Below are 10,811 nucleotides of genomic sequence, written 5' to 3'. Positions count from 1 at the left end.
CCGGTAGTTGGGCGTTCAAGATCGCGGAAACGGGAGAGGCGCCCCGCCGGGCCGCGCCGAGCCGGGCCGCACCGAGCCGGGCCGCGCTCCGCTCGGATCTTGGACGATTTGCCACCGGGTTCGGTGGTTGGGCGTTCAAGATCGCGGGGAGAGGGGAGGCGGGATGCTGCACCGCAGTCGGCCGGGCGGCGCTCAGCGCGGATCTTGGACTGGTTGGCACCGGAATCGGGGGGCGGGCGTTCACTATTGCGGAGAGCGGGAAACGGCGGGGCTCTCGACGGGTTGTCGGGAAATGAGGACCGCTCTCACCGAACTGCTCGGGTGCCGGCATCCGATCGTGCAGACCGGGATGGGCTACGTCGCGGGCGCCGGTCTGGTCAGCGCGGTCGGCGAGGCGGGCGGGTTCGGCATCGTCGCTGCCGCGACGATGACCGTGGAGCAGCTGCGGGACACCATCAGGGCGATCCGCTCGCGCACCGATGCGCCCTTCGGGGTCAATGTACGGGCGGACGCCCCGGACGCGGGTGAACGCGTCGACCTGCTGATCCGGGAGCGGGTCCGGCTCGCCTCGTTCGCCCTCGCCCCCGACCGTGACCTGATCAGAAAGTGCCACGACCACGGCGTACTGACCATGCCCTCGGTCGGCGCGCGGCGGCACGCCGAGAAGGTGGCCGGGTGGGGCGCCGACGCCGTGCTCGTGCAGGGCGGCGAGGGCGGCGGGCACACCGGCCCGGTGCCGACCACGCTGCTGTTGCCGCAGGTGGTGGACGCCGTCGACATCCCGGTGGTGGCGGCCGGCGGCTTCTTCGACGGGCGGGGACTGGTCGCGGCGCTCGCCTACGGCGCGGCCGGCATCGCGATGGGCACCCGGTTCCTGCTCACCACCGACAGCCCGGTCGGCATGCGCGTGAAACAGCTCTACCTCGACGCCGCCGTGACCGGCACGACCGTCACGACGCACGTCGACGGCGTCCCCCATCGGGTGCTGCTCACCCCGTACATCAGGGGTCTGGAGAAATCGGGAAGCGTCGGCGCGCTGCTGCGCGCGACCCGGCACGCGGTCGCGTTTCGCCGCCTCGCCGGGCTGAGCTGGCCGGAACTGATCAGGACGGGGCGCCGTGCGCGGCGAGGGCGCGCCATGAGCTGGGCTCAGACCATGCGGGCCGCAAGCACGCCGATTCTGTTGCGCACCGCGATGGTTGAGGGGCGTCCCGAGTACGGGGTGATGTCCGCGGGCCAGGTCACCGGGCTGATCGACGATCTACCGTCGTGCGCGGAGCTGATCGGCCGGATCATGAAGGAGGCGGACGAGCGGCTCGGGGCCCTCGGACGGCTCAGAGACGCTCGATGATGGTGACGTTCGCCTGACCGCCGCCCTCGCACATCGTGACCAGGCCGAACCGTCCATCGCAGCGCTCCAGCTCGTGCACCATGCCGACGAGCAGACGGGCGCCCGTCGCACCGAGGGGATGTCCGAAAGCGATCGCACCGCCGTTGACGTTGACGGTCGCCGGGTCGGCCTTGGTCTCCCGCAGCCAGGCGAGGGCGACGCTCGCGAAGGCCTCGTTGATCTCAAATCGCGAAATATCCGATATCTGGAGACCTGCGCGCTCCAGCGCGTACGCCGTGGCCGCGATCGGCGCTGTCAGCATGAGCACCGGATCGTCCCCGCGCGCCGAGATGTGCCGGATCCTGGCCCTCGGCGTCAACCCGTGCCGCCGCACCGCCCGCTCGTTCGCGACCAGCAGCGCGGCCGCGCCGTCGGCGATCTGGCTGGATGTCGCGGCGGTCGTGACGCCGCCCTCGCGGAGCGGCCTGAGGGCCGCCATCCGCTCGCGGCTGGTGTCGCGGCGAGGGCATTCGTCCGTTGTCATGCCGGATATTTCGGATGTGACAAGCCCGCCGTCGATCGCGGCGACGGCCCGCCGATGGCTCTCCAGCGCGTACTCCTCGAGTTCGTCGCGGGTCAGGCCCCACCGCACGGCGATCTCGTCGGCGCTGCGGAACTGGCTCACCGGCCGGTCGCCGTAGCGCTCGGCCCATCCTCGCGAACCCTGATAGGGACCGGTCAGGCCCATCGCGCTGCCGATCGGCACCTGGCTCATGCTCTGCACGCCGCCCGCCACCACGAGATCGGCGGAACCGCTCGCCACGGCCTGCGCCGCGAAGTGCACGGCCTGCTGCCCGGAGCCGCACTGCCGGTCGACCGTCACGCCGGGCACGTGCTCCGGCAGGCCGGCCGCGAGCCACGCGGTCCGGGCGATGTCACCGGACTGCGGGCCGAGCGTGTCGACGCAGCCGAGGATCACGTCGTCGACCGCGGCCGGATCGGCGCCGGTCCGCGCCAGAAGCGCCGTGATGATCTCGCCGGCCAGGTCGGCCGGGTGCACCGCGGACAGCACCCCGTCCCGCCGGCCGACCGGACTCCGGACCGCACCCACCAGATATGCGTCCACTGTTGACGCCTCCCCGCCACCCCGGTCTACTAGTAGAACGTGTTCTAATCTACCGCTTGCGGGGTGAGTCGTGCACGTCGGATACACGGCCGAGCAGGAGAAGCTCCGCCTCTCCCTGCGGTCCTACTTCGCCGAGCTGATGACGCCGACCCGGCGAGCCGCGCTCGAGGACCCGGACGGCGAGTACGGCGACGGCACCGCCTACCGCGAGGTGGTCCGGCAGCTCGGCGCCGACGGCTGGCTCACCATGGACGGCCGCTCCCGGATGGACCAGCTGATCTTCACGGACGAGGCGGCCCTCGCGGGCGTGCCGGTGCCGTTCCTGACGCTCTACACGGTCGCGCCGACGATCGCGGCACACGGCACCGCCGCGCAGCGGGCGAGGCTGCTCCCCCGGATCGCCGCGGGCGAGGCGCACTTCTCGATCGGCTACTCCGAACCCGAGGCCGGCACCGACCTGGCCTCACTGCGCACCCGGGCGGTACGCGACGGCGACTCGTACGTGATCAACGGCCGGAAGATGTGGACCAGCCTCATCCGCTACGCCGACTACGTCTGGCTGGCCTGCCGCACCGACCCGGACGCGCCCCGGCACCGGGGCCTGTCGATCCTCGTGGTCCCCACCGATGCGCCGGGTTTCTCCTGGACACCGGTGCGGACCGTGGCCGGGCCGACCACGAGCGCCACCTACTACGACGACGTGCGGGTGCCACTCGACGCGCTCGTCGGCGAGGAGAACCGGGGCTGGCAGCTGATCACCGACCAGCTCAACAACGAGCGGGTCGCGCTCACCCCGGCCGCGCCGCTGCAACGGTCCCTCGCCGACGTCCTCGCCTGGGCGCGGGAGAGCGGCGCGACCGAGAAGGAATGGGTACGGCTCCACCTCGCCCGCATCCACGCGAAGGTGGAGGCACTCAAGCTCTTCAATTGGCGGGTGGCATCAGGGGATGTGAATCCGGTCAGCGCGTCGGCCGGCAAGGTCTACGGGACCGAGCTCGCCATCGAGGTCTATCGACTGCTGACCGAGGTTCTCCACGGCGCTGGTCCCGTACCCGGAAAGGCAGTGACCCAACGCGTGGCGCGGCTTTCCCGCGCGTCCTTGATCTTGACTTTCGGCGGCGGGGCGAACGAGGTGCAGCGCGACATCATCGCAGCCGGCGCGCTCGGTCTGCCGGTCCGGCGATAGGGGGCGACATGGACTTCACGCTGTCCGATCCGGCGCGCGAGGCCGCGGCGCTCGCGCGTGATCTCGCGAGTTCCGGCCGGGACGTCCTGAAAGAGGCCGAAGAGGCCGGGTACGGGTGGGAGGAGCGCTGCGCCGTGCTGATCGAACTCGGTCGTCACGCCGCGGACGTGCCGATCCCCGACGACGTTGTCGGCGCGGCCGCCTACCAGCTCGGGGTGGTGGAGCGCGCCCTGGAGATGACCGTTTCCTACGCTGCCGAGCGGGTGCAGTTCGGCAGGCCGATCGGGTCGTTCCAGGCGGTGTCCCAGCGCCTGGCCGACGCGTACATCGATGTTGAAGCTCTTCGCGTGGCGCTCTGGCAGGCCGCCTGGCGCCTCGCGAACGACCCGCCGGCGAGCGCCGAGGTGGCGACCGCCGGATTCTGGGCGGCGGAGGCCGGCCATCGCGTGCTGCACACCGCCGTCCACGTGCACGGCGGGACCGGACTCGACCTGGAGTATCCGCTGCACCGCTACTACCTCGCGGCGTCCCGCCACTTCGGCGACGCGACCCGGCACCTGCTCTCCCTCTCGGAGGCTCTGGCATGAGATTCGGAGGCTCTGGCATGAAATTCAGTCTCGGCATCGCGCTCAGCCCGCTCGACCAGCTGCTCGCCCTGGCCAGGACGGCCGAGGAGTGCGGGTTCGCGTCGATCGCGCTGCCCGACTCGATCTTCTTCTCCGAGCACACCGAGGGGTCGTACCCCTACACGCCGGACGGCCGCCGGTTCTGGGACGCCGACACGCCCTGGGCCGACCCGTTCGTGGCGGCGGCCGCGATGGGCGCGGTGACCAGCACGATCCGGTTCTACACGCAGGTGCTGAAGCTCGACCCGCGCAACCCGGTCCTGCTGGCCCGGCAGATCAACTCAGTGGCGAACCTGACCGGCGACCGGTTCGGCCTGGGCGTCGGCCTCGGCTGGTCGCCGGAGGAGTCGCACTGGTGCGGCACGCCGTTCCGCGACCGCGGCGCCCGCGCCGACGAGGCGATCGACGTGCTCAAACTGATCCTCGGCGGCGGCATGGTCTCCTACCACGGCAGGCACTTCTCGTTCGAGAAGCTGCAGATGAGCCCGGCGCCGGCCGCGCCCGTGCCGATCTATGTGGGCGGGCACTCCGAGCCGGCGCTGCGCCGGGCCGCCCGGATCGGCGACGGCTGGTCGTCGGCGATGATGCGCTTCGCCGACCTGCGCTCCACGATCGCCCGCCTCGCCGTGCTGCGCTCCTCGGCCGGCCGCGCCGGCCTGCCCTTCGAGATCCAGGCGGTCTGCGTCGACCGCTTCGGCCTCGACGGCTACCGCCAGCAGGCCGAGATCGGCGTGACCGACGCGATCGTGGTGCCGTGGGCGCCGCGATTCGACGCGCCCCTTCAGGCGAAACAGGACGCGCTGCGCCGCTTCGCCGACGAGGTGATCAGCAAGCTCTGAGGCCGTTCAGGGCGCCTCGACCGCCGAAATCCGATATTTACGGACATCGCCACCGAGGATCGCGGGCGTGTCGATCTCCGGCCCACCTGCGTTCCGGAACGCCTCCAGCTCCGCGTCCGACTCCCAGCGCTCATAGACGTTGATCCGCCCCTCCACCAGCGGATCGGCGGCCTGCACGAAGTCGAGGCAGCCGCCGGCCGCCCGCGCCTGCTCAGCGACACCCGCCACGGCGGCCAGATAGCGGTCCCGGTCGGCGGGCGCGACATGCAGTTCCCCGGCGATGATGATCAAGGCGTCCTCCACGAAGGTCGGCGGTCCCGGCCCTCCATTCAACCGATCTCACCCGCCGCCCGTCACCCCGCGACGCCGAACGCCTCGTCGACCTGGGCCGGGCTCAGCCCGTACTCCTCCAGCGAGTAGGCGTGCGCGGGCCGGCGCGTCCCCCGCATGCTCTCCGCGTGCACGGCCGACATCGCGGCGCGGGCGTCGTCGCGCAGGTCGAGGCCGAGGCGCCGGTAGATCGCGGCGATCGTCCCGAGCGGGTCGGCGACGAAGTCCTCGTAACGGACGTCGATGAAGTGCGCCGGGTCGTGGCGTTCGCGGGCGGATCGGAAGCGGCGCAGCCCCCGCGACCAGAGCTCCAGCTGCGCTCGCCCGAGCGTCTGACCGGAATAGATCGTGGACCAGCCCGCCGAGGCGGCCGCGTTGAGGCTGCACACCGAGCCGATCACGGCGCGCGGGTCGCGGTGGGTCTGGATGATCACGGCGTCCGGGTAGACCGCGAGCAGCGCGTCGAGGGCGAACAGGTGGCTCGGATTCTTCAGCACCCAGCGGCGGCCGGGGTCGTTCAGGCCGATCAGTTCCAGATTGCGGCGGTGCCGGCGATAGGCGCCGGTCCAGTCCTGCCCGGCGAGCCATCGTGAATAGGAGGGGATGAATGCGGTGCACTCGAACGACACCGATCTCATCGACTGGCAGAGCAGCCGCCAGCATTCCTCGACCTGCTCGGGCCCGAGATGGTGCACCCCGTCGAATGTCGCATTCTCCCGATAGGCGTCGCGCAGCATCACGAAGACCGGATGCTCGTCCCACGCCGGCCGCGGCGGGCGCGGCTGCGGAACCTCGGTGAGCCACAATTCGAGACCCTGATGAGCGGGATCCGCGGCGAGCAGCCGGTGCAGCGCCGTCGTTCCGGTCCGCGGCAACCCGGTCACGAAGATCGGCCTCTCGATCGGCCCTTTCGCCGGGTACTGCCGCCACGCCGCCTCGCTCAGCAGCCGCGAGACGAGAACATTGCGCAGAAGCATGCGGGTCTGCTTGCTCCCGGCGGGGGTCAGGGCCGCTTCATTTCCGTACGCCGACAGCAGCGTGGCGAGACCGTCCACATAACCGGGATCGCCGAAATCGTCGAGTCCGGTCATCCGCGTCGCCGAGGCGTGCAGATCCTCGACGGTGCCGACGTCGGTGCGGCCGGTGACGCTCAATGGTGGAACTCCCCGCAGTTCACGTCGAGGCACTGACCGGTGATCCCGCGGGCCAGATCGGACGCCAGGAAAAGGATCGCGTCGGCCACCTCGACCGGCTCCGGCAGGCGCCGCAGATCGGTCGCCGCCGCCGTTTCGTCGTAGATCTGCTGTGCCGGGACGCCCCGCTGCGCGGCCAGGTATGCGAACCAGGACCGCAGCACGTCCGCCCAGATCCAGCCGGGTGCCACCGCGTTGACGCGCACCCCGGACGGGCCCAATTCGCTCGCCAGGTTCTGGGTGGCGGCGAGCAGGGCGGCCTTCACCATCTTGTAGGGCCCGAACGGTTTCCGGGAATGCCGCAGCACCGCCGAGTTCACGATGACGATCGAGCCGCGGGAGGCGGTGAGGGCCGGGGTCAGCGACCGGACCACCCGCAGCGCCGCGACGACGTTGGCGTCGAAGCTCTCCGCCAGATCGGGCAGGCCGACCTCGTTGACGCTGCGCATCGGCGGCATCGCGAACGCGTTGTGCACCAGCACGTCGACCCTGCCGTACTCGTCCAGGGCCGCGGTGACCAGCCCTTCGGTGGCCGTGTCGTCGCCGAGGTCGGCCGGGACGACGAGCGCCCGGCGGCCCGCGGCGGTCACCTTGCCGGCCACCTCGGCGAGGAACGACCCGGTCCGGGCGGCGAGCACGACGTCGGCGCCGTTGCGGGCCGCCCGTACGGCGATCTCCTGCCCCAGCCCCGGACCGACCCCGGCGACCAGCACGACCTTGCCGGTGAGCAAGGAACTCACCCCAGCATCCGCGCGGCGGTGGCCGCCTGCCGGGCCGCGATCCGCTGCCGCCATTCCTCGTCGCTGATCGGCGTGTAGTAGGGCAGCTGTTTCGGCAGATCGTCGACGGCGACGACGTCGACCCGCGGACCGTCCTCGACGGTCAATTCCCGGGACAGCCGCTGCCAGCGCAACTGCACATAGCCGCGGCGGTGGCCGGTGCGTTCCAGCCAGTTCGCGACGCCCGGATTCCGCTCGCTGATGACGAATCGCAGCATCCCGTCCGGATCGGCCACCGCCTGGTCCCGGGTGAGGCTGGTCTGGTGGTTGACGTAGTCGAGCGAGACGTACCACATGCTGCCGAGCTGAATGCCCTGATAGGGCGCGTCGGAGGCCGGGACGGTCACCACCATGGCCTGATCCTCGGCCAGGTCGTAATGGCCGGCCGAGGAGAACTGCGTCGACAATCCGCCGGGCGTCGAACGGGGTGGAGTGAGGGTGTTGACCGGCAGCCCGAGATAGAACCGTTCGGCGAAGGCGAGGAACGTGCGGAGCCGGCTGATCAGTATTTTGCCGGCCACCCCGTACCGTTTCGTGGCCCTGTCGATACTGGCCGGCGGCGGCGCCGATCCGGCGAGGCCGGCCCGCTCGATGCGCAGCATTCCGGGACGCTCGGCGGCCCAGTCGCTGAACACCTCACGGACCACGAGCATGGCCCCTTTCGGCGCCGGTCCGATCCGCAGCGTGAAAGCGCCGTCCGGCCCGATCTCCAGCTCGCGGTCGTCGAAAGCGGCGAGGCTCCCCGGCACGTCGACGGGCGAATAGTCGCCGTCGAGGATCTGGAAGCTGAGGTCCACCGTGGAACCGCGGACGCCGGTCACGACGTATTCGGCGTCGTCGCGCAGCCAGGCGTGGAAATACAGGGTGTCGGGATTGTCGAGGCCCATTTTGGTATAGGGGCCGGTCGATCGTACGAAATAGGGGTGGTCCTTCTCGTAGGCCCAGGCCATCTGGAGCGCGCCGCGAATGCTCCCGGCCAGGTAGTCGTAGCCCTCGGCGAGATCGAGCTCGCCGCTCACGTGCGGCGCGCTGGTGATGATCTGCTCGGCGGTCCGGATCGCGTCCGCGAACGGCTTCGTCAACACACCAAGAACACTAGAACTTGTTCTAACTTTTGGCAATCTCAGCAGCTCGATGTGCGATAACGTGTTCCAGTGGAGTCGATGCGCGCCTATCGGATGACCGGCTGGGGCTCACCCCCGGAGATGACCGCGGCTCCGGTGCCGTCACCCGGCCCGGGGCAGATTCTGATCAGGGTGGCCGGCTGCGGGCTGTGCCGCTCCGACCTGACGATGCCCTCCATCCCGCAGCCCGCCGGCGAGAAGATGGGCTGGCGGATGCCGTTCACCCTCGGTCACGAGATCGCCGGCCGCGTGGCGGCGCTCGGCGACGGCGTCGAGGGGGTCACGCCGGGCGAGGCGGTCGCGCTCGTCTGCCCCGCATCCTGCGGGAACTGCGACTTCTGCCTGCGGGGACAGGACAGCAACTGCATGGCCGGGCTGAGCGGGCGAGGGTACGGACGGGACGGCGGCCTCGCACCCTACGTGCTGGCCGGCACGAAGCGTGACCTCCTGCCGCTCGGCGATCTCGATCCGCGGCTCGCCGGCCCGCTCACCGACGCGGGCGCCACCGCCTACCACGCGGTGCGCCGGATCCTGCCCCGCGTCGGGCCCGGCGGCACCGTCGTGGTGATCGGCGCGGGCGGCCTCGGAGCGTTCGCCGTCCAGTTCCTGCGCGCCCTGACCGCCGCGTCGGTGATCGCCGTCGACCCTCTGCCCGGTCGCCGCTCGCACGCCACCTCCGTCGGCGCCCACGACGTCGCCGCCGAGGTTCCCCGGCTCCGCGCCCACGCCGTCCTCGACTTCGTCGGCACCGGCGACACGATCGCGGCCGGCATCGCCGCCGTCCGCCCGGGCGGGGCGTTCGGCCTGATCGGGTCGGCCGGCGGCACCCTCTCCCGGCCGTGGTTCGGAACCCTCCCCCGCGACGGCGAGGTCTTCACCTTCCAGGGCTCCTCGATCGCCGACGCCCGGGAGGTGATCGCGCTGGCCCAGGCCGGCTCGATCCGCAACCAGGTGCAGGAGTTCGGGTTCGACGAGATCGGGACGGCGTACGAACGGCTCGCCGCCGGCACCCTCGACGGCCGGGCCGTGATCACCATGCCGGACTAGCACGGCCGCGCGAACAGCTGGAGGCCTCCCGGTCCGGCGCCCGCCTGCAAGCACTGTGGCGGCGTCCATCGACCTCCCGGCGCCGATCCCGATCCTGAACCGCCGCGGACGTTCCCCCAGTGACGGGCTACCCGTTCCTCGGCGTTGTCGCGCAGCCGGGCCAGGTCGGCCCCGGCTACAGCGTCGAGACCCTCGACCTCTTCGCCGGGCATGTCGTCCCGGCGCGGGCCGGTCCGCTTGTCCGGCTGGGGCCACGGCGGGTTGATCACCTTCGAGGCGGCGGCGCGGACGGCCGAGGTGCGCCAGGTGATCGCAAGCCCCTATCGACCTGGTAGGGGGAGACACAACCGTCGCCCCTACCGCACCTTCTTCACCGACGTGGCCCACCTACTATCCTCCGCAGCCTCCGACGTCCTCCGCGGCCAGGGCCACCTGGCCGACCTCACAAGGCGCGACGTCCGCCTTGGTGGCGCGATTTCCATTGCTGGTGGCGAGCCGCAACGCGACTTGCGGAAACGGTCGCTGACCGAGGGCTGGCCTGCCTGGGGTGAACGGTTGCGCCGTGGTGACTCAGCCTGGCCGGCGGAGTCGCGGTACGGGCACACCAGCTACAACGAGACGGCCTTCCCCGCGCCGCCAATGAGCCTGGGTTTGAGCCGGTTGATGCAGCGTTCCGCGACGTTGCGTTGCCGGTAGTGCTGCGGGTCGAAGGCGGGCGGTCGACCGCCGTGGCTGCCGCGCCGCCGGCGGTGGGCCTGCTGATCGCTGGGCTGCGGGATCGTTGCGCGGATTCCGCGTCGGCGCAGCCAGGAGCGGATCGCGCGGGACGAGTACGCCTAATGAGCATGCAAGGGCTGGTCTTGCCCGGCTCGTTCAGAGATCTCGGGTGGTAGCCCGCGCCGTGAGCGCTTCGACAAGACCGATCCGATGCGGCGGGTCCGGCCGGGGCCGGCCCTTGCGCAGTGGTAGTCACTTGGCTAAGCCGCTCGCGTGGGCCACCTCCGAACAGGCCTGGATCATCGAATCCTTCGACAACGGTGGAGGGCCACGCGGGCGTACACGGTCGCTAGAACGCTGGTGGGATGGTGGACCGAGAGTCCTTTCATTAGGTCGCGTCGTGATCGTGGCAGGCCCACCGAATTAGAGATGTCACCTGTGAGGGGTTGATGCCTATGACTGTTTACTGCGGAATTGACTGGGCCGAGGAACATCACGACGTCGCCATCGTCGA

The 10,811-nt window shown here is 70.9% G+C and carries 9 protein-coding genes and 2 pseudogenes; 5 read left to right on the top strand and 6 right to left on the bottom strand.

Features of this window, described 5'->3' with window-relative positions:
- The first annotated feature begins 292 nt into the window (after window positions 1-292).
- The gene (locus tag AB0G10_RS31915) at window positions 293-1,351 is read left to right on the top strand and encodes a nitronate monooxygenase (protein WP_360930052.1); all 1,059 of its coding nucleotides are present in this window, start codon (window positions 293-295) and stop codon (window positions 1,349-1,351) included.
- Here AB0G10_RS31915 and AB0G10_RS31910 read toward each other — a convergent pair.
- The gene (locus AB0G10_RS31910; protein ID WP_360930049.1) at window positions 1,335-2,456 is read right to left on the bottom strand and encodes an acetyl-CoA C-acetyltransferase; all 1,122 of its coding nucleotides are present in this window, start codon (window positions 2,454-2,456) and stop codon (window positions 1,335-1,337) included. The two genes, AB0G10_RS31915 and AB0G10_RS31910, sit on opposite strands and share 17 nt — an antisense overlap.
- 70 nt (window positions 2,457-2,526) lie before the next feature.
- On the opposite strand from AB0G10_RS31910, the gene AB0G10_RS31905 reads away from it, so the two are divergent.
- The 3 genes and pseudogenes from AB0G10_RS31905 (at window position 2,527) to AB0G10_RS31895 (ending at window position 5,107) form a co-directional block, all read left to right on the top strand.
- A complete protein-coding gene (locus tag AB0G10_RS31905) occupies window positions 2,527-3,642 on the top strand; it encodes an acyl-CoA dehydrogenase family protein (protein WP_360930047.1) in 1,116 nt (371 codons plus the stop codon).
- A 188-nt stretch (window positions 3,643-3,830) separates the two neighbouring features.
- A pseudogene (locus tag AB0G10_RS31900) lies at window positions 3,831-4,229 on the top strand (acyl-CoA dehydrogenase family protein); the annotation flags it as partial.
- 17 nt (window positions 4,230-4,246) lie between these two features.
- Window positions 4,247-5,107, top strand: a complete 861-nt coding sequence (locus tag AB0G10_RS31895; RefSeq protein ID WP_360930044.1) for a TIGR03619 family F420-dependent LLM class oxidoreductase — start codon at window positions 4,247-4,249, stop codon at window positions 5,105-5,107.
- 6 nt (window positions 5,108-5,113) lie between these two features.
- Here the strand turns inward: AB0G10_RS31895 and AB0G10_RS31890 are convergent, their stop codons facing one another.
- The 4 genes from AB0G10_RS31890 to AB0G10_RS31875 all read right to left on the bottom strand — a co-directional run bounded on the left by AB0G10_RS31890 (window position 5,114) and on the right by AB0G10_RS31875 (window position 8,494).
- On the bottom strand, window positions 5,114-5,398 hold the full coding sequence (locus tag AB0G10_RS31890; RefSeq protein WP_360930041.1) for an antibiotic biosynthesis monooxygenase family protein: 285 nt from the start codon (window positions 5,396-5,398) through the stop codon (window positions 5,114-5,116).
- Between the two features lie 62 nt (window positions 5,399-5,460).
- Window positions 5,461-6,591, bottom strand: a complete 1,131-nt coding sequence (locus AB0G10_RS31885) for a sulfotransferase (RefSeq protein WP_360930038.1) — start codon at window positions 6,589-6,591, stop codon at window positions 5,461-5,463.
- A complete protein-coding gene (locus AB0G10_RS31880) occupies window positions 6,588-7,361 on the bottom strand; it encodes an SDR family oxidoreductase (RefSeq protein ID WP_360930967.1) in 774 nt (257 codons plus the stop codon). Before AB0G10_RS31880 ends, AB0G10_RS31885 begins: the two co-directional genes overlap by 4 nt.
- 5 nt (window positions 7,362-7,366) lie before the next feature.
- Window positions 7,367-8,494, bottom strand: coding sequence for a hypothetical protein (locus AB0G10_RS31875; protein ID WP_360930035.1), 1,128 nt, complete (start codon window positions 8,492-8,494; stop codon window positions 7,367-7,369).
- A gap of 78 nt (window positions 8,495-8,572) precedes the next feature.
- Here AB0G10_RS31875 and AB0G10_RS31870 point away from each other — a divergent pair, with 78 nt between their 5' ends.
- Window positions 8,573-9,580 (top strand): alcohol dehydrogenase catalytic domain-containing protein, encoded by a 1,008-nt coding sequence (locus tag AB0G10_RS31870; RefSeq protein WP_360930964.1) that lies wholly within the window; start codon window positions 8,573-8,575, stop codon window positions 9,578-9,580.
- Between the two features lie 665 nt (window positions 9,581-10,245).
- On the opposite strand, the pseudogene AB0G10_RS31865 reads toward AB0G10_RS31870, so the two are convergent.
- Window positions 10,246-10,416: pseudogene (locus tag AB0G10_RS31865) on the bottom strand (IS5/IS1182 family transposase); the annotation flags it as partial.
- Window positions 10,417-10,811 lie beyond the last annotated feature (395 nt).

This window comes from Actinoplanes sp. NPDC023714 (assembly GCF_040639855.1).
Lineage (GTDB): Bacteria > Actinomycetota > Actinomycetes > Mycobacteriales > Micromonosporaceae > Actinoplanes.
Note: the sequence above shows the minus strand (reverse complement) of the source record. Positions and strands in the feature narration are given on the sequence as shown.

What these genes read in the sequence shown, in the direction of transcription:
- AB0G10_RS31915 (WP_360930052.1), top strand. Translation starts at nt 293, where the DNA reads ATGAGGACCGCTCTCACCGAACTGCTCGGGTGCCGGCATCCGATCGTG.
- AB0G10_RS31895 (WP_360930044.1), top strand. Translation starts at nt 4,247, where the DNA reads ATGAAATTCAGTCTCGGCATCGCGCTCAGCCCGCTCGACCAGCTGCTC.
- AB0G10_RS31870 (WP_360930964.1), top strand. Translation starts at nt 8,573, where the DNA reads ATGCGCGCCTATCGGATGACCGGCTGGGGCTCACCCCCGGAGATGACC.